Source organism: Acetobacter fabarum, from assembly GCF_040702925.2.
GTDB lineage: Bacteria > Pseudomonadota > Alphaproteobacteria > Acetobacterales > Acetobacteraceae > Acetobacter > Acetobacter fabarum_B.
On sequence record NZ_JBFCXX020000016.1, the window covers coordinates 24456 to 45436 of the forward strand.

The window sequence follows — 20981 nt, forward strand, 5'->3', positions numbered from 1 at the left end:
GCGGTCTGGCCCCAACCCGTAGCAGATTATGCGGCGGGTTGGGGTTAACGGGTGTGGCCTGCTGTTACAGCCCACACCGGATACCAGCAGGTGTTAGTCTGCGGCCAGCGCCATGTGCTGCTGTCTCATGGCGCGGGTCACGTGGTCTTCCACCGCAGCGGTAATCTTGTCTGCCTGTTTGGCAAAGATATGATCCGCTTCGGGGTATACGCGGTAGTCCACTGCAACACCTTTCTGGGTGTTCAGCTTATCAACCAGTTTGTGGATGGCGGGCTCGGGGGCCATGTCATCCTTGCCACCGGCAATCATCAGCCCGCCGCACGGGCAGGGGGCCAGAAAGCCGAAGTCATAATGGGCCGCAGGCGGCGCAATGCTGATCCAGCCGGTAATTTCCGGACGGCGCATCAGCAGCTGCATGCCCACGAACGCCCCGAACGAATACCCGGCAATCCACAGACCGCTGGCGTTGGGGTTGATCATCTGCATCCAGTCAAGGGCTGCTGCGGCATCGGAAATTTCGCCAATGCCCCCGTCAAACCGCCCCTGCGAGCGGCCAACCCCACGGGAATTGTAGCGCATGACGGAAAAACCCATGTTCTCGAACGTGCGGTACAGGGCGTATGTAATCCGGTTGTTCATGGTGCCGCCGTGCAGCGGGTGGGGGTGCAGCACGAGGGCAAGCGGGGCGTTGGGCTCGTTTGAGTGGTGATAACGTCCTTCAAGACGTCCATCCGGGCCGGCAAACATAACCTCAGGCATGTAGGTTCCGCTTGATCTGGGAAGGGCGTCCGCGGGCATGACGCTTCCGGGTTTGATAAATTGCCCCGGCGGGGAACGATGCCACGTTCCGGGTCGGAACATGCGGGCAAACCAGAGGCCCGCAAGCTTTAATTCTCAGTCAGCCTGTCTCCTTTTTCCGTTTCTGGGGGAAAACGGAAAAAGGAGCGCATTACAGACACATGGTGTCCGTCCCACGACCAGAAAAGGGTGTGCGGCACACTCCGGCGTTGACCTTGCGCAAAACGCAGGCATAATTACGCGGGCTGTTGTCCGTGAATGCTGCGCATGCGGGAAAACCCGTTTCCAGCCTGCCGTCTCCATTGTGCCCTGTGGTGCTGACCATACGGCACTCTATAGCGGCTTGGGGGCCAGAATTTCCACATAAATCGTGACAATGGCCGTACTGCCGGCCTGCAAAAAGCGCAGTTCTGGTATGGTTACGGGTAGAAAAAAAGCATGAATGACAAAACAGACGATAGGGCAAAGGATTTTTCCCAACCCGTCTATCTGGATGCCAATGCGACCGAACCCCTGCGGCCTCAGGCGCGTGCGGCCATGCTGGAGGCTGCGGACCTTACGGGGAATCCTTCTTCCGTGCACCATGCGGGGCGGCGCGCGCGCGCCGTGCTGGAGGAGGCGCGCAACACGGTGGCGCATCGCCTTGGTGTGGCTCCGCTCAACTGCGTGTTTACCTCTGGCGGCACGGAGGCCAACGTGCTGGCCATGCATGGGCTTGGGCAGGGGCGGCGTTTTCTGGTTGGTCGCACCGAGCATGATGCGGTGCGTAAGGGTGTGCCCGATGGGGCGGACAGTGCATGGCTGGAGGTGGACAGCCACGGGCAGGTGCGTCTGGACCTGCTGGAGGCAGCCCTGAGCGCGCCGGGTGCTCCCGTCTTTGTCTGCCTCATGCTGGCTAATAACGAAACAGGCGTGCTCCACCCCATGGCCGAGGTGGCCCGCCTGTGCCGCCAGTATGGTGCGCATCTGCATGTGGATGCCGTGCAGGCCGCAGGCCGCATGGCTGTGAATGTGGAAGACCTGGGGGCTGATAGTCTGGCCTGCTCCGGTCACAAAATGGGTGGGCCAAAAGGGGCCGGTGCCCTGCTGTTGCGTGGGCCTGCCCCAAGGCCGCTGGCCCCGGTGTTTGAAGGTGGCGGGCAGGAGCAGGGGCGCAGGGGGGGCACCCAGCCCCTGCCCGCCATAGCCGGGCTTGCCGCAGCGTTGTGTGATGCTCTGGACAACCCGCGTGATCTGGCTCCCCTGCGCAACCGGCTGGAGCAGGCAGCACAGGCCGCAGGAGCCGTGGTGTGTGGCGCAGGGGCTCCACGGCTGGGCAATACGGCGTCCCTTGTTCTCCCCGGTCGTCGCGCGCAGGGGCAGCTTATGCGGCTGGATCTGGACGGGCTTTGTGTTTCCGCAGGTTCGGCCTGTTCGTCGGGCAAGGTGGCCTTCTCCCATGTGCTGGAGGCTATGGGGCTGGGGGAACAGGCCGGGCAGGCCATACGCGTGTCCCTGCCATGGAACGTGCGGGAGGCGGATGTGGAACGGTTTGTGCAAAGTTACGCACGCATGGCGGCCGGGGCTGGTCTGGCTCTGGCGCAATAGGGGGCCGGGTATGGCGGCATTGTATTTTGACCACGCGGCAACCACGCCATGCGACCCGCGCGTGCAGGCGGTTCTGCTGCGCGCTCTGGCGGAGGAAAACGGCAACCCGCATAGCACCACCCATGCCAGCGGCACCCGGGCGGCCCATATGGTGGAACATGCCCGCATTCAGGTTGCCGCCCTGCTGGGGGCGGAGGCGCGCGAGATTGTTTTTACCTCGGGGGCGACCGAGTCCAATAACCTTGCCATCAAGGGAGCGGCGCGGCATCTGGCGGCACAGGGCAGCCCGCGCCGCCGGATCATAACCGTTGCGACCGAGCATAAATGCGTGCTGCAAAGTGTGGCGGATCTGGCGCATGAAGGGTTTGAGCCGGTTGTTCTGCCGGTTACCCCCCTTGGGCAGGTGGAGCCGGAGGTGCTGGCCCGCGCTTTGGCAGGGGCCCCCACGGCTGTTGTGTCCATTGCTGCGGCCAATAATGAAACCGGGGTTCTGCAGGATCTTGCCGCGCTGGGTGCGCTGGTCGCGCAGGCGGGGGCGCTGCTGCATACCGATCTGGCGCAGGCGGCAGGTAAAATTGCGCTGGACCTGCATGCCCTGCCCGTGGCTCTGGCCTCCATTTCCAGCCACAAGCTGTATGGGCCAAAGGGGGCGGGGGCCCTGTTTGTACGCCGCCGTCCGCGTGTGCGCCTGACCCCCCTGTTCTCTGGTGGTGGGCAGGAGCGGGGGCTGCGTTCTGGCACCCTGCCGGGCTTTTTGCTGGCAGGATTTGGGGAAGCCTGCCAGATTGCCTGTACGGATATGGCGCGTGATGGCGCGCATCTGGCCGAAGTGCAGGCGGTGTTTCTGGCCCGTTTGGGGCCGCAGTTGCCCGGATGTGTGGTCAATGCGCAGGAGGCAGCACGCCTGCCGGGCATTTTCAGCCTGCGCCTGCCGCCTGACCTGCGTGCGGCAGCGGTTCTGGCGGTCATGCCCGGGCTTGAGGTTTCCCTTGGTTCGGCCTGCTCTTCGGCCGAACTGGCCCCCTCCTACGTGCTGGAGGCCATGGGGCTGAGTTTTGATGAAGCAGGAAGAAGCTTGCGTCTGTCTCCCGGACGTTTTACCTCCACCGCCGAAGCAGAACGCGCGGCGGACAGTCTGGCACAGGCTGCCCTGCAGGTGCGGGCCACACCCCGGCGGCCCATACCCGCAGCCTAAGGCCCGGACCATACAGGCCGCCGTCGCCATGATATTTTTTGGCAGGATGAAAACCAATGCCCCAGATGACGTTTGTTGAGCAGGACGGAACAGAACGCACGGTCGATGCCCCGGTTGGCCTGTCCGTGCTGGAAATTGCCCATAAGCACGATGTGGACCTTGAGGGCGCGTGCGAGGGTTCGTTGGCCTGTGCGACCTGCCACGTTGTGGTGGACCCCGCATGGGCGGACCGGCTGGAAGCCCCGACCGATGATGAAGAAGACATGCTCGACCTTGCATTCGGGCTGGAAAAGACCTCGCGCCTTGGCTGCCAGATTGTCATGACCGAAGCCCTTGATGGTCTGGTTGTGCGCCTGCCCAGCAAGGCCTGATAGCAAAAAGGGAAGGAAAACCCGCCCATGCGTATTCTTGTTGCCATGTCCGGAGGGGTGGATAGTTCCGTGGTGGCTGCCCGCCTTCTGGAAGAAGGGCACGAGGTAGTGGGCGCGACCCTTCAGCTCTATGATACCAGAGGGGCGGCCAAAAAGGGCGCGTGCTGTGCGGGGCAGGACATCCGCGACGCCCGCGCCGTGGCCGACCGTCTGGGATTCCCGCATTATGTGATTGATGCGGAACGCCGGTTTCAGGATAGCGTGATCGAACGCTTTGCCGATGCCTATGCGGCGGGGGAAACCCCGGTCCCCTGTGTTGCATGCAATCAGGGCGTCAAGTTTACCGACCTGCTGGGACTGGCGAAGGAAATCGGGGCCGATGCCATGGCCACTGGCCATTACGTTCGCCGTGTGGAAGGCCCGCAGGGAGCGGAACTGCACCGTCCGGTGGACGAGGCGCGTGACCAGAGCTGGTTCCTGTTTGCCACAACACGCGACCAGCTTGATTTTTTGCGCTTCCCTCTGGGCGACATGCCAGACAAGGTGGCCGTACGGCGCGAGGCCGAGCGGTACGGGCTGGTTGTGGCAGGCAAGCCAGACAGTCAGGACCTGTGCTTTGTCAGCGATGGTTCCTACGTGGATCTGGTGGAGCGCATGCACCCCGAAATGGCAGGTCCGGGCGAGATTGTGGACCAGTCCGGCCATGTTGTGGGCGCGCATGAGGGCGTGATGCGCTTTACCGTGGGCCAGAGTAAACGGCTGGGGAACGCTGCCCGCCTGCACGGTGAGCGCCAGATGGTGGTGGGCGTGGAGCCGGGCCGCAAGCGTGTTATTATTGGCCCGCGTGCGCATGCGTTTGTCAGCTCCCTGTCCGTGCGGGATGTCAACTGGCTGCTGGACCCTCCCCCCGAAGGTCTTGTCTGCAAGGTGCAGATGCGCGCGCGTGAAGAGCCGCGCACGGCCCGTGTGGTACCAACCCCCGATGGCGCAACCGTGCTGCTGGATGAGCCCGCCATGCCCGCCCCCGGTCAGGCCTGTGTGTTTTATCAGGGGAGCCGTATTCTGGGTGGCGGGTTTATCCGCCGGATGGACCAGCAGGCTACGGCTTGAACAGAACAGGAGTATACGCACATGGTGGAAGGTCGTCTGGTTATTGGTACGCAGCGTTATTCGTCATGGTCCCTGCGCGGCTGGCTGTGTGTGCGGCTGGCAGGGCTGGATGTAGGGGTGGAGGTTGTGCCGCTGGCCGGTGCAGGGCAGACCGCGGCCCTTAAAACCCTCTCGCCCAACGGATGCGTGCCGTATCTGGAACACAGGGGAGCCGTGGTGTGGGACTCGCTCTCCATTGCTGAATACTGTGCCGAGCACCACGCCTTTTTATGGCCGGAAGACCGGGCCGCGCGGGCATGGGCGCGCTCGGTGGCAGCGGAAATGCACTCCGGCTTCAGGGCCGTGCGTTCTGCCCTGCCCATGAATCTGGGCCGTAACCGCCCGCTGGCCGTGCCTGTGGCCGAAGATGTGCACAAGGATATAGCGCGCATCAACGCCATCTGGACCGAAGGGGCAGGCCGGGGCGGGCCGTTCCTGTGCGGGTCGGGCATGGGGAATGCGGATGCCATGTTTGCCCCTGTTGTCTGCCGTTTTCTATCCTATGATGTACCGGGGCTTTCCAGCACGGCGCAGGCTTACATGCAGGCCGTGCGCCACCACCCGCTGATGGTGGAATGGTACGCCGCTGCTGCGCGTGAGCCGGTGGAGTGGCAACTGGATATGTACGAAACTTTGGCCTGAACACACCATGGCGGGCAGTGGGGGAGCGGGCATGAGCGTGCGCAACCCGCAGCAGGGCAACGGGGTGGGTGGTTCCCCCACAGCGTTCCTTCCCCCCTTGCGGGTGCTGACTGTTCTGCCCCCGCGTGAAAGTTTTGCCCCTGATGAGGCCGGGGCCATAGCCCTGCTGGTGCACCGCATGGCCGGGGCTGGCGAAGTGGTGGTGGGCAGCCCCCCCGCAACCTGCCCGTATGATGATGTGCCTTTTACGCCTGTGCCGCCGGTTCTGTTCCCGTTCAGCAATGCGGGGCGTTACCGGGCGGGCGTGGTGCGGCTGGTCCGCAGGCTGCGCCCCGATCTGGTGGAGGTGCACAACCGCCCGGATCTGGCGTGGGCCATAAGCCAGCGCTTTCCCTACCTGCCGCTGGTGCTGGTGCTGCACAATGACCCGCGCGGTATGCGCCTGATCAAAACGGCCCGTAAGCGCATGCTGCTGGCCCGCAGGGTGGCAGTTGTGGTGGTGTCCGAGTGGTTGCGGAACCGTTTTCTGGAGCAGGGCGTGCAGGCGCATGTCAGCGTGCTGCCCAATGGGCTGGACCTTGCCACATTGCCAGCCCCCTCCCCTGTAAGAGATAATCTTGTGCTGTTTGTCGGCCGCGTTGTGGCAGACAAGGGGGTGGATGCCTTTGTGCAGGCCTGCGCCATCCTGCTGCCCCGCTACCCCACATGGCAGGCGCAGATTATAGGGGCAGACAGGTTTGGCTGCATGTCCCCCCAGACCGAGTTCCTGACCAGAATACAGGCGCAGGCTCAGGCCGCAGGGGTGCGGATGGTGGGCTACCAGCCCCATGCGCAGGTTTTGCAGGCCATGAGCCGCGCGGCCATTGTGACCGTGCCCAGCCGGTGGGCCGAACCTTTTGGCATGGCCGCACTGGAGGCCATGGGCTGTGGGGCTGCGTTGGTGACATCACGCAGGGGGGGGCTGCCTGATGTTGCGAGGCAGGCAGCACTTTACGCCAACCCCGATGATCTGCCTTCCATGGTGGAGGTGCTTGACCGCCTGATGTCCGATACCGAACTGCGCAGCCGCATGGGGCAGGCCGGGCGTGTGCGGGCACAGATGTTTGATAGTGCAGTGCTCCGCACCAGACGCCACGACCTGCATGCAGGGCTTGTGCAGGTCTGGCCCGATACAGGGGCACTCGGGCAGCCTTAAGATTACGGTGTGCCGTGGGGTAGGTTTTTTCAGCCCTGTTCGGTCGCGCGCCAGCCGCAGGCGTGCAGGGCGGGGCGCATGCCCGCGCGTGGGGGGGCGGTTACGGTCAGGCCGTTATCAATGGGCAGGTACAGGCTTCTGGCCAGCAGGTGCAGCCCGGCCGCGTGGGGCCTGCCGTAAAGCGCGTCCCCCACAATGGGCCAGCCCATGGCGGCACAATGGACACGGGCCTGATGGGTGCGCCCGGTTTCCAGCTCCAGTTCCAGCCAGCTTGTCTGCCCGTCCCGGCCCAGAACCCGCCATATGGTGGCCGCAGGAGTCCCCTTGTCCGCCACCTGCACGGACCAGCCCGCTCTGGTACTGGTTTTAAGCAGTGGCAGGTCAATCCGCCCGGTGGGTGCCTGTGGTCCACCATCCACCACGGCCCAGTAGGTCTTGCGCGCGGTTTTGTTGGCAAAGGCTTCCTGCATGGCCAGCAAGGGCTGTTTGCGCAGGGCTATGGCAAGGCAGCCCGATGTGTCCGCATCCAGCCGGTGGGCAAGCCATGGGCCATCCTTGCGGCGGGAAAGCTGGGGGAACCAGTCCTCTACACTGGCACCTCCACCGGGGCCGGTGTGCACGGGCAGGCCCGCAGGCTTGTCAAGAATAACCACATGGCTGCTCTGGTAGAGCAGGGGGGGCAGGGGGGCAGGCATACGGGGGTTTAGTCTTCTTCGCGGTTGGAGCCAATCAGCACCTTGCGGCGGCCGACATTGTCTGCCCGGCTGATAATCCCTTCCTTTTCCATCTGCTCGATCAGCTTGGCCGCGCGGTTATAGCCAATGGACAGGTGGCGCTGGATGAAGGAGGTGGATGCCTTGCCCTCACGCGTGACAATGCTTACGGCCTCGCTGTACATGTCGGCTTCGGCGTTTTCGTTCCCGCTGGCACGGCTGCCAGCGCTGGAGGAGGAACCTTCCTCCATGGGTTCGGCCAGAACGTCCTCATCATAAATGGGCTCGCCCTGTTCCTTGAGGAAGTTGACAACCTGTTCCACTTCGCTGTCGGCCACAAACGGGCCGTGCACGCGGGTAATGCGGCCCCCGCCCTGCATGAACAGCATATCCCCCTGCCCCAGAAGCTGCTCGGCCCCCTGCTCGCCCAGAATGGTGCGGCTGTCGAACTTGCTGATCACCTGGAACGAAATACGGGTGGGAAAGTTGGCCTTGATGGTGCCGGTAATCACATCCACCGAGGGGCGCTGCGTTGCCATGATGACATGAATCCCCGCCGCACGCGCCTTCTGGGCCAGACGCTGCACGCAGGCGTCAATTTCCTTGCCTGCGGTCATCATCAGGTCGGCCATTTCGTCAATAATGACCACAATATAGGGCATGGGGTCCAGGGCGACGGACTGTTCCTCAAACACCGGGTTGCCGGTTTCGGGGTCAAAGCCGGTCTGTACGCGGCGGACCACCACCTCCCCGTCTGCCCGGGCTTCGGCCGCACGGGCGTTGTAGCCTGCAATGTTGCGCACCTGCAGGTGGGCCATGGTGCGGTAGCGGCGGTCCATTTCCCGTACAACCCATTTGAGCGCGTTAACCGCCTTGGGGGGCTCGGTCACAACCGGGGTGAGCAGGTGGGGGATGCCGTCGTAAATGGAGAGTTCGAGCACCTTGGGGTCAATCATGATCAGCCTGCATTCATCGGGCGAGTGCCGGTAGAGCAGGGAGAGGATCATGGCGTTCACGCCAACCGATTTGCCCGAGCCGGTGGTGCCCGCCACCAGCAGGTGGGGCATGCGGGCAAGGTCGGAGAACATGGGTTCCCCCGCAATGTCCTTGCCCAGTGCCAGAGGGAGCTGGCCTGTATCCTCACGCCATGTGGGCTGGTTGAGCAGTTCGGACAGGTAAACCGTCTCACGCGTCTGGTTGGGAACTTCAATCCCCATCACGTTGCGGCCTGGCACGGTGGCAATGCGTACGCTCAGCACGGATAGCGAGCGCGCCACATCGTCCGCCAGCCCGATAATGCGGGCCGAGCGGATACCCGGTGCGGGTTCCAGTTCATACAGTGTCACCACGGGTCCAGCGCTCATGCCCACAATGCGGCCCTGCACGCCGTAATCGGCGAGAACCTGCTCCAGCATACGGGCGGTGGCGTTGAGCAGTTCGGGCGAGGGGCCGGTATGGGCGTTGCTGGGGGCTGCGCGCAGCAGGCTCATGGGGGGGAGTTCCCACCCACCCTTGCGGGTGGGGGTGCTGCGTTCGGGGGTGGCGTGCGCGCTCTCGGGCTGGCTGGCACCGGAGAACAGGCGGCCCAGCAACCCGCTTTTGGCGGGTTTTTCCGGCGTGGGATGCTGTGTCGTGGCGGTGGGCAGGGTAAAGGCTGTGTCGGCCTTTATGGCGGGCTGCGGGGTTATGGTCGTTGGCCGTGCAGGGCTGCCCGGTGGTGCATTCTGGGGTGCGGGCGTAAGGTTATGCATGCTGCGCTGGCTGTTATCCTGCGCACCGTGCAGCACCAGTGCCGTGCCTGTGGCATGGTGGGTGGCGGGCTGATGAGCGGTATAGGGGGCGAGGTCGTGCTCGTCCTCCTCATCATCAAACAGGGGGCCGGAGGGCAGGGTGCTGCCATAAAACGCGTCTGTCGCAGGCTGGGCGGCCTGTGTTGTGTAGGCACCGGGCTGTGTGCTGGCTGCCGGGGAGGCAGGGTGTGGTTTGTGGCTGGCATAGTAGCGCACGAACCGCCTGCCCAGCCTGCCCGGCAGGCACACGATAAATGCAAATGCCCGCCAGATGGCATACCATTCATGACGCCGCAGGCCGGTGCCAAGGGCAAGCAGAAGTCCCGCAAGCAGTCCGCCCAGCAGCCAGACAACCATTCCCCCCGCAGGCCCTATGGCGGCCATGCCAGCGGCAATGGAGGTCTGGGCTATGGAATGCCCAACACCCCCGCCAATACCGGCCTGCGTGGGCCATTCCATGCCGGGCAGGGCGGTAAACAGCAGGGGAATGGCGGCAAGCAGTGCCCCGCTTACGGGGAGCAGACATAAAATGGCGGCGACCCGCATGCCAAAGACCATCCATGTTTCGTGCCCGAGCAGGCGGTGGCTCATGAAGCGCCACCCCCATGCCAGCAGAATAAGCACCGGCACCATGGCTCCCAGCCCGATTCCCTGCAACAGCGTATCGGCGACAAATGCGCCGGTCATGCCCAGCAGGTTGGTAGGGGGCTGGTTGGTGGCGGTGTTAAAGGAAGGGTCGGTCGGGTTGTAGGTCAGCAGGGCGGCCAACAGGGCACAGGCCAGAATGCAGAGCGCAACGCCGCCGCTTTCTTCCATGCGCAGGCGCAGGGTACTTTTGTGGAGAGCGGGGGATCTGGTGGTATTTAAAGGGCTTGTGCGCGCCAAGGGTGCCGGTCCTGACTCCAGAGGCCGCGCCTGCTCCCCGCCATGGGCAGGAATCGTGTGCGCGGGTGGTTGTAAAGGGTGACTGCTTTCTTCTTAGCAGCCCTGCCGCGTATTGCGAACCGCATCCTTTGCACAAGATTACGGCCAGAGCCGGGCGGTGTTGAACCCATGTCAAAGAGGTGTGTCCAGAGCCGGGAGCATGGCCCCCCGGCGTGGCGGGCATGGGCGTAAGGGGCGTGTCGGCTTGTTCAGCGGAGGGGGATCAACGATATTAGGCAAGGATATGCGCATCGTGCGGACAAGGCTGGGACTTTGCGCTTTTGCCTGTGTTGGAGTGTATGGCGCATGGGGTCAGGCAGTCTGGAGCACGGCGGCGGGAGTTCGGGTAAGGGATTGTCGTGAGCACAGGCCCGATACAATGGCGGGGGTCTGCTGTTGTTTATCTTCCGCACCGGGGTGTGCCGTGTGAATGGATGCAAGTAATTTGACCAGTGTTTTGCAGTCTATGCAGTCTTCCCCTTTCCTGCGGCATATGCTGGCACCCTGCTTTGTTCTGCAAAAACCCGGTTCCGAATGGCCTGTCCGTGTTCAGCCCGATGGGAGCATTGCCTGTTCCGCCGAACCGCTTGAACCCGCTCAGGCATGGTTTTACGCCCGTTTTGCGCTGGAACTGTCCGCCCTTGTGCGTGCCTGTTGTCCGCCTGCGGGGGCAGGCATGGCGGAGGGGGCAGATGGGCAACGCATGGCGCGCCTGCTGCTGGCTGCGGCAAGGGTTACGGCCTGTGCTTGGCAGACGGGGCCATTCTGCCCCCCCGGTGGGTCCGGGCCCATACCGTGTGCATGGGGGCATGGTCTGGCGGGAACCACAGTGCCCGATGCCGCCCAGCTTGCCCGGTGCCTTACGGAACTGGCTTTTTTTGTAGCTCCCGCCTTGTGCCCGCATGGGGTGGATGCGCCTGCCCTGCACGGGTGGGCCTGTGCCGCGTGGCCGGTGTTACAACCTGCGGAATGGCTGGTTGTAAGCGGGGGGGATGAGCGGCTGGACCCCGGCGCGCAAACCGGCCTTAACCGGTATGGGGGCCAGCCTCTCCCCCGGTACGGGGAGCTGGATTTTTCCTCCTCCACCGCATCCACCCCCACACTGCCAGCGGCACGGGCCATGCATCAGGCAGCTATCCGGCTGATCCGCCTTGCGGTGGAGGGGCAGGGGGCCGGGGCCGTTGTGGAAGAAACCAAGACTTTTCTGGCAGGGTTTTACCATCTGGATGGAGCCGGGCGTGTTGTGCTCGCCCCATCGGGGACCGACTGCGCTCTGGCCGCCACGGCGGTCATGGGGTTGCTGGACACACCGCTGACAACCATCGTGCCCGGCGCGGAAGAAACCGGGAGCGGCGTGCCGCTGGCGACCTGTGGCCGCCATTTTGCCCACCGTACCGCGCGGGGGCAGGCTGTGCAGAAAGGCATGCCCATAGACGGGTTTATGCGGGACGCGGAGTATGTTGCCCTGGAACTGCGCGGCAGCAACGCGGAGCGTGTGCCCGATAGTGACCTGTTTGCCGCCTGCCAGCAGCAAGTGGCCCGCGCGGTTGGTGCGGGGCGGCGCGTGCTGCTTTATATGCTGCATGTTTCCAAAACCGGGCAGCTTGTGCTGCCCGCCAGCAGGGTGCGCGCCCTGTGTGCACAATACCCCGGACAGGTGGATGTGCTGGTGGATGCCTGTCAGGCCCGGCTGCGGCCAGAGCTTGTGCGCCAGTACGTGGCGTGGGGCTGGGCGGTTATGGTTACGGGGTCCAAATTCTTTACCGGCCCACCGTTCAGTGGCGCGCTGTTCCTGCCCGATAGCTGGCTGGCCCGCCTGCGCGGTACAGCCTGCCTGCCTGCTGGTCTTGCGGCATATGCCTCGCGGGCTGAATGGCCGGACCTGCCTGTCTGCCGCACCCTGCCTGCGGGCCTGAACACGGGCCTGTTCGTGCGCTGGAGTGGAGCACGGGCCGAAATGGAGGCATTTGCCGCCGTGCCGGATGCGCAAAAGGCAGAGCGGTTGCAGCAGTTCGTGCAGGGGGCCACGGCAGCCCTGCGGGCCTGCCCGTTTGTGCGGCTGCTTCCCTCGGTGGCGTTGTCCACCCAGCCGGAGGCAGAGGCGTGGGACAGCCTGCCGGGCATTTTTGCCTTTACCGTCCTGCACGACGGCCGTGCGCTGGATTTTGCACAGGCCAGACTGGTGCATGGCTGGCTGCTGGCTGATCTGACCCCCTCCCTGCCCATGGACCTGCGGAGGGAGGAACGTGCTCTCGCAGCCCTGCCCTGCCATGTGGGGCAACCGGTTGCCCTGACTACGGCGCAGGGTGTTGAGGCAGGCATGGGCGCGCTCCGTGTTTCGGCCTCTGCACGGCATATTTCGGGCACGGGAGGGGGCTATGCGGCTGCTCCCGCAGTGGCAAAAGGGGCACCCACGGCAGACCACCCCGTAGCGTGGATGCTGGCCAAGCTGGGCCTGATCCTGCGTTACTGGGCAGACCTTGCCCATGCACAGCCACCGTGTCACCCGCATGTGGCCCGTGCCAGCCTGTCCGGTGGCGGGTGTATGTCCGGGCAGGCCCCTGCTCTGGGCAGGCAGGGCATTTCTGCTCTTGCGCTCGGGCAAAGCTGATTCCACAACAGAGGCATGAGCGAACACATGATTGCCGAAAGAGCCTCATCCTCTTCTCAGGACCATTTTCTGGATGGGCCAGAACTTCCAACCGGTATTACCCGCTTCTGGCTGATCCGCCATGCTCTGGTGGAAGAAAACGCCCGTATGCGCATGTATGGCAGCATGGACGTGCCGCTCTGCCCCGAGAGCCTGATTGCCCAGAAACCCATGTACCGCGCGCTGGCCCAACGTCTGCCGCAGGATGCTCAGTGGTTCATAAGCCCGCTCTCTCGCACACGGCGTACCGCACAGGCGATTGAGGAGGCCGGGTACGGCCCCCGCCCGCTCACCGTGGAGCCGGACCTGATCGAGCAGAATCTGGGCACATGGCAGGGGCTGGAATACCACGCCCTGCCTGCGCACCTGACCCTGCCCCCTCACCCGTTCTGGCCCGTTGCCGCCGGTGACTGCCCCCCGGAAGGGGAGAGCGTGATTGAGGTATGCAGCCGCGTTGGCCGCCTGCTGGACCGGCTGGCCAGAACACATGCAGGGCGCAACATTGTGGCCGTGGCCCATGGTGGGGTTATTCGTGCGGCTCTGGCGCATGCGCTGCGCATACATGCCGAAACCGCGTTGCATTTTTCGGTCCAGAACCTCTCCCTGACCATTCTGGAGCGGCTGGATACGGGCTGGCGGGTGGTCACGGTGAACGAGTTGCCGGGTATCTGAACACCGCGGTTTCTGGCATTCAGGTCAAACAGGCGGCTGGCCGCGCGGGCAGCTGTTATTCCCAGACGGATTTTTCCCAGACGGAGGGCTTTGGTCCATGTCTTTCTCTCCCTCACACGCCGGGGCGCTGGCCGCCACAGACCAGCTGTTTTTTGCTCAGGAGCAGGCCCAGCTTAACCGGGACGATGCCGAAAAGCTGACCCGCACGGCGCTGGACGGCATGGATGATGGCGAACTGTTCCTTGAATACCGCGAGAGCGAATCCATAGCACTGGATGACGGTGTTATCCGCTCCGCCTCCTTCAACACCAGCACGGGTTTTGGCCTGCGCGCAGTGCTGGGGGAAGAGACAGGCTTTGCCCATTCGGATGAGATGAGCCGCTCCTCCCTGCTGCGTGCGGCTGGTGCCGTGGGTGCGGTGCGCGCGGGCCGTTCGGGGGTGATGGCGCCTCCTCCGCGCTCCACCAACCAGCGGCTTTATACCGATGCCAACCCGCTGGGGGATACGGATTTTGCCGCCCGGTCCGGTCTGCTTTCCAGCATTGATGCTTACGCACGGGGCAAGGACCGGCGCGTGGTGCAGGTTATGGCCTCGCTCTCGGGCGAGTGGCAGGCCGTGCAGATCATCCGTGCCGATGGCGCGCGTGTGGCCGACCTGCGGCCACTGGTGCGGCTGAATGTGTCGGTTGTGGTGGAGCATGATGGCAAGCGCGAGAGCGGGAGCCACGGCCTTGGCGGGCGTTACGAGATTAACCGCCTGCTGAATGAGGAAACATGGCAGGGTGCGGTGGACGAGGCCCTGCGTCAGGCGCTGGTGGCGCTGGAGGCACAGGCCGCCCCGGCAGGGGAGATGGAAGTGGTGCTGGGTGCTGGCTGGCCCGGTATTCTGCTGCACGAAGCCGTAGGCCACGGGCTGGAAGGGGACTTCAACCGCAAGGGAACATCCGTTTTTGCCGGGCGGATTGGCACGCGCGTGGCCTCCCCCGGTGTGACGGTCATAGATGACGGCTCCATGCCAGACCGCCGTGGCAGCCTGACCATAGATGATGAAGGCACACCCACAGGCCGCACGGTGCTGATTGAGGATGGTATTCTCAAAGGTTATTTGCAGGACCGGCTGAACGCACGGCTCATGGGGGTTGCCCCTACGGGGAATGGCCGCCGCCAGTCCTACGCGCATATGCCCCTGCCGCGCATGACCAACACCATTATGCTTGAAGGCAACGCCACCACGGAGGAGATGATCCGCTCGGTCAAGCGCGGGCTGTACGCCGTGCATTTTGGTGGCGGGCAGGTGGATATTACGTCGGGCAAGTTCGTGTTTGCCGCATCCGAAGCGTATCTGATCGAAAACGGGCGCGTTACGGCCCCGGTCAAGGGTGCAACGCTGATTGGCAGCGGGGCAGAAGCCATGACCCAGATTTCCATGATCGGGGGCAATCTGGAACTGGACCCCGGCATTGGCACCTGCGGCAAGGCCGGGCAGGGCGTGCCGGTGGGTGTTGGGCAACCCACCCTTAAAATGACCGGGCTGACCGTGGGCGGCACGGCGTAAGGGCTGCACCGTGTTGGTTATGGCCTGCGGTGGGCTGTTCCTGTTGCGCGCCCTCTCATGCTAGAGCGTGTGCCTTGGGTTCTGCCCGCCTGATGCGGGCCGAAGGATAGGGACAGGAAAATGGTCGAGAGCGGATTTCGGAGTTCTTTCATGCGCGAGGCCGCGGCACGCGGTTTCATTTTCCAGTGCACGGATGCACAGGCACTGGACGCACTTATGGAACGGGAGTCCATCTCGGCTTATATCGGCTTTGACCCCACGGCAGACAGCCTGCATGTGGGCGGGCTGATCCAGATTATGATGCTGCGCCTGCTGCAAAAGCATGGCCATCGCCCCATCGCTCTTGTGGGCGGCGGCACTGCCCGTATTGGTGATCCTTCCTTCAGGGAGGAAGCGCGGCGGCTGATGACGGATGACATCATCCAGACCAACCTTGCCGGAATAGAAGGGTGTCTGCGTCAGTTCCTGACCTTTGGCACGGGCCCCGCGGATGCCCTGCTGGTCAATAATGCCGACTGGCTGGACAGGCTGGCCTATATTGACCTGCTGCGCGATGTGGGGGTGCATTTTTCCATTAACCGCATGCTGGCATTCGACTCCGTCAAGAATCGTCTGGAACGTGAGCAGGGGCTGACTTTTCTGGAGTTCAACTACTCGATTCTCCAGTCCTATGACTTCCGCGAACTCAGCCGTAAATACGGGCTGGTGCTGCAACTTGGCGGGTCCGACCAGTGGGGCAACATTATCTCTGGCGTGGAACTGGTGCGCAGGACGGATCAGAAATCCGTCATGGGGCTGACCACTCCGCTGCTGACCACCTCTTCGGGTGCAAAAATGGGCAAAACGGCCAGTGGGGCCGTGTGGCTGTCCGAAAAACGTCTGCCTGTGTTTGATTACTGGCAGTTCTGGCGCAATACCGAAGATGCTGATGTCGGGCGCTTCCTGCGCCTGTTTACGGACCTGCCGCTTGAGGAATGCGCACGGCTTGAGAGCCTGCCGGGCGCGCAGATTAACGAAGCCAAAAAGGTGCTGGCGACCGAAGCCACGGCCCTGTGCCACGGGCGTGAGGCCGCACTGGCCGCAGCTGAAGCCGCCCGCCAGACCTTTGAGGAAGGCACGCTGACCGCCGCCGACCTGCCCGTGCATGAAGTGACCCAGCCTGACCTTGCCGCAGGGATTCCCGTTTTCCGCCTGCTGGTGGAGGCAGGGCTTGCCAAAACCAATGGTGAGGCCCGGCGTTTGGTACGGGGAGGGGGCGCGCGCCTCAACAATGCCGTGATAGCGGATGAAAATCGCCTGATTGTGGAGCACGATAGCGTAGATGGCGCCATCAGGCTTTCCGCTGGCAAAAAACATCATGTGCTGGTGAAGGTCGGGGCCTGAACATCCGGCCATCAGGCAGGTCAGGTGGTTTAAGCGGCGACCTGCATGTGCTCTGGCCGCGTTGGGGTCTTTAACCCTTTGGAGAACGTGTTTTCCGGCGTTGGGGGTAGCCTTAATAAGGGCCCCCGGCGGACCGGCTTGAGGCTTTGCCTGTCTCGGGTGTGCTTGTAAAAGGTTCCGCTATAATGCGGGGCCTTTTTTTGCATGGGGGGTAGCGCCTGAATCTCTTGAAGGCAGGCTTCATTTTTTTCAGGACGCTCGGGAGCCTGAAAAGAACAGAGACGTAAAACTACGCGATATGCTGAGGGAGTTGCTGGTGCTGCTGGACAGGATTGAACTGTCGACCTCTCCCTTACCAAGGGAGTGCTCTACCACTGAGCTACAGCAGCACTGCTTGCGGGGTTCTAGCCTTTTGGGCGCACCACCGCAAGAGCGGGGAGAACAAAAAAAGACGAAAATTAATCGTCTCTATGCGTTTTTTCCATACGCTCGTGCTGTTCCTGCGCCTCGATGGACAAGGTGGCGATCGGGCGGGCTTCCAGACGCTTCAGGCCGATGGGCTCACCGGTTTCCTCGCAGTAGCCATAGCTGCCGTTTTCAACCCGCTGGAGAGCAAGGTTGATCTTGCCAATCAGCTTGCGGGCACGGTCACGGGTGCGCAGTTCAAGGGCGCGGTCCGTTTCCACGCTTGCGCGGTCGGTAATATCGGCTTCATGAATGCCACCTTCGGAAAGACTGGCCAGGGTATCCCCCGCCTCTTTCAAAAGATCAGCGCGCCATTTGAGCAGTTTCTGCCGGAAGTATTCCGTCTGAAGAGGATTCATGAACTCTTCTTCTTCTGACGGGCGATAATCTGGCGGTAAAGTAATCATGTCAGTCGTCAGCCTTTGCAATGACAGGAAACCTGCCTTGAAAGAATGACGCGGCTTATAGCGGCATCATGCCCGTGCGCCAAGAATTTTATGCACAGATGCCAGAAGAAAAGCAGGAAGGCCGGTCAGTAAGATAAAAGAAAAACTGTTATTTGGAAAAAGTAATAAACAGAAAACATCCGATTATTAAAATTTCAATAAAATCCGGTATGGGGCGCGCTGTCTCCGCCACATGGGTTTGTGCTTTGCGCAACAGATGGTCCAATGGGGGGAAATCCTGACCACCACGCATAAAAAAGGGGCCGTGTGAGCACGACCCCTTGCAGGCACTGTGGCGTGTATTGTGCGCTTAGAACGGGATCTCATCATCCAGATCACCACCGCCCGAGGCATCCCAGCCGCCAGAAGCTGCGCCACCGCCGCCACCGCGCTGCGGGGCAGGCAGGCGGGAGGATGCACCACCGTTACCGCCGGTCCTGTCGTTGCCGTAGTCCGGGCCACCGCTGGTGTTGTAGCCGCCGTAGCTGCTGCCACCAGTGCTGCCGCCAAAGCCACCCCCGCCAAAGCCGCCGCCACCTTCGCCTTCGCCGCCAGCGCGGCTGTCCAGCAGCACCAGCTCGCCACGGAAGCGCTCTACAATCACTTCGGTCGTGTAGCGTTCCTGCCCGCTCTGGTCGGTCCATTTGCGGGTCTGCAATGCGCCTTCAAGGTACACCTTGCGGCCTTTGCGCAGGAAGCGTTCGGCGACTTCGGCCAGTCGGTCGTTAAAAATGACAACGCGGTGCCATTCGGTCCGTTCACGTTTTTCGCCCGAGGCGCGGTCGTTCCATGTGTCGCTGGTGGCGAGGGAGAAGGACACGATTTTCTGCCCGCTCTGGCTGGAGCGGACTTCCGGGTCTTTGCCCAGATTGCCGACCAGAATGACCTTGTTAACGCTTCCAGCCATGGTTCTCTTCGCCTTCTGTAACCTGTGAGTTCGTTTTGTTCCGGTCTGTGTAGCGCAGCACGGGGGGCATGGTCACTACCTATTGTGCGGGTGGCTCACACCGCGACTTTACGCCAGCCGCCAGATGGACAGGCGCGCGGCACCGTGCTGGCGTTCCGCCAGCAGTTCGTGTGGGCAGGCGGGAGCGCCCTCGGCGTCATCCGCAAAGGGCGGGGCTTCGTCGCGCCCGGTTTCAATCACGGCTATGGCGTTGGGGGCAATCCAGCCTCTGGCTTTCAGGGCGGCCAGAGCCGTGCCGGGCAGGTTCTTGTGGTAAGGCGGGTCAAGGAACACCAGAGTTGCAGGTGTTGCGCGGGCGGCTGGTGGAACGGTGACATCACGCGGGTACACCGTGCAGCGCTCTTCCCACCCACAGGCATGGATGTTGGCGCGCAGGGCGGTGAGGGCCTGACGGTCGGTTTCAAAAAAAACGGCTCTTTCCCCCCCGCGGGACAAAGCTTCCAGCCCGAGAGCGCCCGTGCCTGCAAAGGCGTCCAAGACATGGGCACCTTCCAGCAGGGCTGGCCCGCCCCACGGGGCATGGGCCAGCACGTCAAACAGGGCCTGACGCACACGGTCCGCCGTGGGGCGTGTGGTGCCGCCAGAGGGGGCAGTCAGCACACGGCCTTTGCGCGCCCCGGCAATAATGCGCACCATCAGCGGGCCTTGTGGCGGGCTGGAGCGGACTGGGGAGCGGTTTTTTCCGGCGCTTTGGGCAACTGGTCACGCAGAACGCGGGGTGGAATTTCCTCCAGTTCGCCTTTTTGCAGCGTACCAAGGGGGAATGGCCCGTAGCTGGTGCGGATCAGGCGGCTGACATGCAGGTTAAGCCCGGCCATGACCTTGCGGATCTCGCGGTTCTTGCCTTCCTTGAGCGAGACAGTGAGCCACGCATTATCGCCCTTGCGCGAGTCGAGGGCTGCAATAATGGGGCCGTAACGCACGCCTTCAAACACGCTGCCATGGGCGAGGGAGGCCAGCCGCGCCTCGTCCACCACACCAAACACGCGCACGCGGTAGCGGCGCAGCCAGCCGTTGGAAGGCAGTTCCAGCCTGCGGGCCAGTTCGCCATCATTGGTCAGTAGCAAAAGCCCTTCGCTGTTCAGGTCAAGCCGTCCGACGCTGATCACGCGGGGCATGCCCTCGGGCAGGGAGGAAAAAACGGTTGGCCGTCCTTCTGGGTCCTTGTGGGTTGTGACCAGCCCGTCGGGCTTGTGGTAGCGCCACAGCCTTGTGCGTTCCGGGGTTGCAACCGGCTGGTTGTCTACCAGAACAATATCGCCATCGGTGACAAAGGTTGCCGGATGCGTAACAGCCTGACTGTTCAGCCGCACGCGCCCTTCCTCAATCATGCGCTCTGCATCGCGCCGGCTGGCCACCCCTGAACGTGCCAGCCATTTTGCAATGCGTTCTCCCCGCGCTTCCTGTGTCACGCCTGTTCTCCTGCGGCCTGTACGAAGGCCTTGAAAAGTGTTCTGTCTGCCGGGTCTATGCCAAATTCCGGGTGCCATTGCACCCCAAGGCAAAAACGGTGGTCCGGGTCTTCTATGCCTTCTATCACGCCATCTTCGGCAATGGCATTCACCCGCCCGCGTCCGGGGGTGCCAACGGCCTGATGGTGGGCGGAGTTAACGGCAATGCGTCTGGCTCCGCCGGTTATGCTGGCCAGAAGGGTATCGGGCTGGATGTCCACGCCGTGGCTTGCCTCATCCCGCGGGTTGGGCTGTTCATGCGGCAGGGTCGTGGGGTCTGTATCGGGCAGATGCTGGATCAGCGTTGCGCCAAGATTTACGGCAATTAACTGCATGCCCCCGCATATGCCCAGTACGGGTATGTTGCGCTGCAATGCGGCGGCCAGCAGGGCGCTTTCGGCCCGTGTGCGGCGCGGGCGCAGGGTTACGCTGGGGTGGCGCTCGGACGCACCATAAAGCAGGGGGTCAATATCAAACGCGCCGCCGGTTATGAGCAGCCCGTCCAGCCTGGCTACGTATTCCAGCCCCAGTTGCGGGAACAGGGGCAGAGCTACCGGCAGGCCGCCTGCGGTGGCTACGGCGCTCAGATAATTCTCGCGCAGGGCGCACCATGCAAAGCGGGAGTAACGCTCCGCGCCGCCGTCTTCCAGATCAAGGGTAATGCCAATAACGGGGCGCTCTGCTGCCATAAGCCTGTGGTCCTGCACGAAAAGCCATTGGAAAACTGGAACTGCTTCGTGTCAGGTGCCACAGGTGCGTAAATTTTGCATCTTTTCCCGTCTGCCCCGTGCTGGAGCGGGTGCTTTGGAGCCGCTTCTAGCGGGTCAGAAAGACCGGAATGCTGTGTGGCATCATATGACTACTCACAACCGGCCTGGTGGCAGGGGTTGAGGACTCGCCGGGGAGCCTGTCTGCAACAGCAAGACCAAATCCCATTGCGGCCGCGGCCAGAATGAAAGACAGAGAATGCATGGTTCCAACCTTTCCAGCCAAGAGTGGGTCAGATCATCATCCGTGCCCTACGCAGA

Annotated in this window: 19 protein-coding genes and 1 tRNA gene; 10 read left to right on the forward strand and 10 right to left on the reverse strand. The window is 63.1% G+C overall.

Features of this window, described 5'->3' with window-relative positions:
• Positions 1-93 precede the first annotated feature (93 nt).
• Together AB2L51_RS11250 and AB2L51_RS11255 are read right to left on the reverse strand one after the other, a co-directional pair.
• Positions 94-759, reverse strand: a complete 666-nt coding sequence (locus AB2L51_RS11250) for an alpha/beta hydrolase (RefSeq protein WP_166116585.1) — start codon at positions 757-759, stop codon at positions 94-96.
• Between the two features lie 190 nt (positions 760-949).
• Positions 950-1123 carry a hypothetical protein gene (locus tag AB2L51_RS11255; RefSeq protein WP_395582596.1) on the reverse strand — a complete coding sequence of 58 codons (174 nt, stop codon included), beginning with the start codon at positions 1121-1123 and terminating at the stop codon, positions 950-952.
• Positions 1124-1236: 113 nt separating this feature from the next.
• Between AB2L51_RS11255 and AB2L51_RS11260 the strand changes: the two genes are divergently transcribed.
• The 6 genes from AB2L51_RS11260 to AB2L51_RS11285 are packed head-to-tail and all read left to right on the forward strand — an operon-like array spanning position 1237 to position 6937.
• Positions 1237-2385 carry a cysteine desulfurase family protein gene (locus AB2L51_RS11260; RefSeq protein WP_395582598.1) on the forward strand — a complete coding sequence of 383 codons (1149 nt, stop codon included), beginning with the start codon at positions 1237-1239 and terminating at the stop codon, positions 2383-2385.
• Between the two features lie 10 nt (positions 2386-2395).
• The gene (locus tag AB2L51_RS11265; RefSeq protein WP_395582622.1) at positions 2396-3580 is read left to right on the forward strand and encodes a cysteine desulfurase family protein; all 1185 of its coding nucleotides are present in this window, start codon (positions 2396-2398) and stop codon (positions 3578-3580) included.
• Between the two features lie 56 nt (positions 3581-3636).
• Positions 3637-3951, forward strand: a complete 315-nt coding sequence (locus AB2L51_RS11270; RefSeq protein WP_395582599.1) for a ferredoxin family 2Fe-2S iron-sulfur cluster binding protein — start codon at positions 3637-3639, stop codon at positions 3949-3951.
• Positions 3952-3978: 27 nt separating this feature from the next.
• Entirely contained in the window at positions 3979-5061 is a 1083-nt protein-coding gene (mnmA, locus tag AB2L51_RS11275) for a tRNA 2-thiouridine(34) synthase MnmA (RefSeq protein WP_395582600.1), read from the forward strand.
• Positions 5062-5082: 21 nt separating this feature from the next.
• Positions 5083-5742: a glutathione S-transferase gene (locus AB2L51_RS11280; RefSeq protein WP_395582601.1), complete on the forward strand. Its 660-nt coding sequence runs from the start codon at positions 5083-5085 to the stop codon at positions 5740-5742.
• A gap of 7 nt (positions 5743-5749) precedes the next feature.
• The gene (locus tag AB2L51_RS11285) at positions 5750-6937 is read left to right on the forward strand and encodes a glycosyltransferase family 4 protein (RefSeq protein WP_395582602.1); all 1188 of its coding nucleotides are present in this window, start codon (positions 5750-5752) and stop codon (positions 6935-6937) included.
• Positions 6938-6966: 29 nt separating this feature from the next.
• Here the strand turns inward: AB2L51_RS11285 and AB2L51_RS11290 are convergent, their stop codons facing one another.
• Together AB2L51_RS11290 and AB2L51_RS11295 are read right to left on the reverse strand one after the other, a co-directional pair.
• Positions 6967-7632, reverse strand: coding sequence for an RluA family pseudouridine synthase (locus AB2L51_RS11290; RefSeq protein WP_395582603.1), 666 nt, complete (start codon positions 7630-7632; stop codon positions 6967-6969).
• 8 nt (positions 7633-7640) lie between these two features.
• Complete coding sequence (locus AB2L51_RS11295; RefSeq protein ID WP_395582623.1) at positions 7641-10256, reverse strand: DNA translocase FtsK 4TM domain-containing protein; 2616 nt, start codon at positions 10254-10256, stop codon at positions 7641-7643.
• A 574-nt stretch (positions 10257-10830) separates the two neighbouring features.
• On the opposite strand from AB2L51_RS11295, the gene AB2L51_RS11300 reads away from it, so the two are divergent.
• The 4 genes from AB2L51_RS11300 (at position 10831) to tyrS (ending at position 16624) form a co-directional block, all read left to right on the forward strand.
• On the forward strand, positions 10831-12975 hold the full coding sequence (locus tag AB2L51_RS11300; RefSeq protein ID WP_395582604.1) for a hypothetical protein: 2145 nt from the start codon (positions 10831-10833) through the stop codon (positions 12973-12975).
• Positions 12976-12990: 15 nt separating this feature from the next.
• Complete coding sequence (locus tag AB2L51_RS11305; protein WP_395582605.1) at positions 12991-13686, forward strand: histidine phosphatase family protein; 696 nt, start codon at positions 12991-12993, stop codon at positions 13684-13686.
• Between the two features lie 97 nt (positions 13687-13783).
• Positions 13784-15241 (forward strand): metalloprotease TldD, encoded by a 1458-nt coding sequence (gene tldD / locus AB2L51_RS11310; protein ID WP_395582606.1) that lies wholly within the window; start codon positions 13784-13786, stop codon positions 15239-15241.
• A 120-nt stretch (positions 15242-15361) separates the two neighbouring features.
• Complete coding sequence (tyrS, locus tag AB2L51_RS11315) at positions 15362-16624, forward strand: tyrosine--tRNA ligase (protein WP_166116606.1); 1263 nt, start codon at positions 15362-15364, stop codon at positions 16622-16624.
• Positions 16625-16938: 314 nt separating this feature from the next.
• Here the strand turns inward: tyrS and AB2L51_RS11320 are convergent.
• From AB2L51_RS11320 to AB2L51_RS11345, 6 genes are all read right to left on the reverse strand, one after another.
• Positions 16939-17013 (reverse strand) — tRNA-Thr (locus tag AB2L51_RS11320).
• Positions 17014-17082: 69 nt separating this feature from the next.
• Complete coding sequence (gene dksA / locus AB2L51_RS11325) at positions 17083-17496, reverse strand: RNA polymerase-binding protein DksA (protein ID WP_086647048.1); 414 nt, start codon at positions 17494-17496, stop codon at positions 17083-17085.
• Positions 17497-17845: 349 nt separating this feature from the next.
• Entirely contained in the window at positions 17846-18442 is a 597-nt protein-coding gene (ssb, locus tag AB2L51_RS11330) for a single-stranded DNA-binding protein (RefSeq protein WP_395582607.1), read from the reverse strand.
• Between the two features lie 108 nt (positions 18443-18550).
• Positions 18551-19138, reverse strand: coding sequence for a 16S rRNA (guanine(966)-N(2))-methyltransferase RsmD (gene rsmD / locus AB2L51_RS11335; protein WP_395582608.1), 588 nt, complete (start codon positions 19136-19138; stop codon positions 18551-18553).
• Complete coding sequence (locus tag AB2L51_RS11340) at positions 19138-19914, reverse strand: pseudouridine synthase (protein ID WP_395582609.1); 777 nt, start codon at positions 19912-19914, stop codon at positions 19138-19140. The genes rsmD and AB2L51_RS11340 overlap by 1 nt, the downstream gene beginning before the upstream one ends.
• Positions 19911-20642 (reverse strand): gamma-glutamyl-gamma-aminobutyrate hydrolase family protein, encoded by a 732-nt coding sequence (locus tag AB2L51_RS11345; protein WP_395582610.1) that lies wholly within the window; start codon positions 20640-20642, stop codon positions 19911-19913. Before AB2L51_RS11345 ends, AB2L51_RS11340 begins: the two co-directional genes overlap by 4 nt.
• Between the last annotated feature and the right edge of the window lie 339 nt (positions 20643-20981).

What these genes read in the sequence shown, in the direction of transcription:
- dksA (WP_086647048.1), bottom strand. Translation starts at nt 17,496, where the DNA reads ATGATTACTTTACCGCCAGATTATCGCCCGTCAGAAGAAGAAGAGTTC.
- tyrS (WP_166116606.1), top strand. Translation starts at nt 15,362, where the DNA reads ATGGTCGAGAGCGGATTTCGGAGTTCTTTCATGCGCGAGGCCGCGGCA.
- AB2L51_RS11300 (WP_395582604.1), top strand. Translation starts at nt 10,831, where the DNA reads ATGCAGTCTTCCCCTTTCCTGCGGCATATGCTGGCACCCTGCTTTGTT.
- AB2L51_RS11285 (WP_395582602.1), top strand. Translation starts at nt 5,750, where the DNA reads ATGGCGGGCAGTGGGGGAGCGGGCATGAGCGTGCGCAACCCGCAGCAG.
- rsmD (WP_395582608.1), bottom strand. Translation starts at nt 19,138, where the DNA reads ATGGTGCGCATTATTGCCGGGGCGCGCAAAGGCCGTGTGCTGACTGCC.
- AB2L51_RS11265 (WP_395582622.1), top strand. Translation starts at nt 2,396, where the DNA reads ATGGCGGCATTGTATTTTGACCACGCGGCAACCACGCCATGCGACCCG.
- AB2L51_RS11270 (WP_395582599.1), top strand. Translation starts at nt 3,637, where the DNA reads ATGCCCCAGATGACGTTTGTTGAGCAGGACGGAACAGAACGCACGGTC.
- tldD (WP_395582606.1), top strand. Translation starts at nt 13,784, where the DNA reads ATGTCTTTCTCTCCCTCACACGCCGGGGCGCTGGCCGCCACAGACCAG.
- AB2L51_RS11250 (WP_166116585.1), bottom strand. Translation starts at nt 759, where the DNA reads ATGCCTGAGGTTATGTTTGCCGGCCCGGATGGACGTCTTGAAGGACGT.
- AB2L51_RS11255 (WP_395582596.1), bottom strand. Translation starts at nt 1,123, where the DNA reads ATGGTCAGCACCACAGGGCACAATGGAGACGGCAGGCTGGAAACGGGT.
- mnmA (WP_395582600.1), top strand. Translation starts at nt 3,979, where the DNA reads ATGCGTATTCTTGTTGCCATGTCCGGAGGGGTGGATAGTTCCGTGGTG.
- AB2L51_RS11260 (WP_395582598.1), top strand. Translation starts at nt 1,237, where the DNA reads ATGAATGACAAAACAGACGATAGGGCAAAGGATTTTTCCCAACCCGTC.
- AB2L51_RS11295 (WP_395582623.1), bottom strand. Translation starts at nt 10,256, where the DNA reads ATGGAAGAAAGCGGCGGCGTTGCGCTCTGCATTCTGGCCTGTGCCCTG.
- ssb (WP_395582607.1), bottom strand. Translation starts at nt 18,442, where the DNA reads ATGGCTGGAAGCGTTAACAAGGTCATTCTGGTCGGCAATCTGGGCAAA.
- AB2L51_RS11290 (WP_395582603.1), bottom strand. Translation starts at nt 7,632, where the DNA reads ATGCCTGCCCCCCTGCCCCCCCTGCTCTACCAGAGCAGCCATGTGGTT.
- AB2L51_RS11345 (WP_395582610.1), bottom strand. Translation starts at nt 20,642, where the DNA reads ATGGCAGCAGAGCGCCCCGTTATTGGCATTACCCTTGATCTGGAAGAC.
- AB2L51_RS11280 (WP_395582601.1), top strand. Translation starts at nt 5,083, where the DNA reads ATGGTGGAAGGTCGTCTGGTTATTGGTACGCAGCGTTATTCGTCATGG.
- AB2L51_RS11305 (WP_395582605.1), top strand. Translation starts at nt 12,991, where the DNA reads ATGAGCGAACACATGATTGCCGAAAGAGCCTCATCCTCTTCTCAGGAC.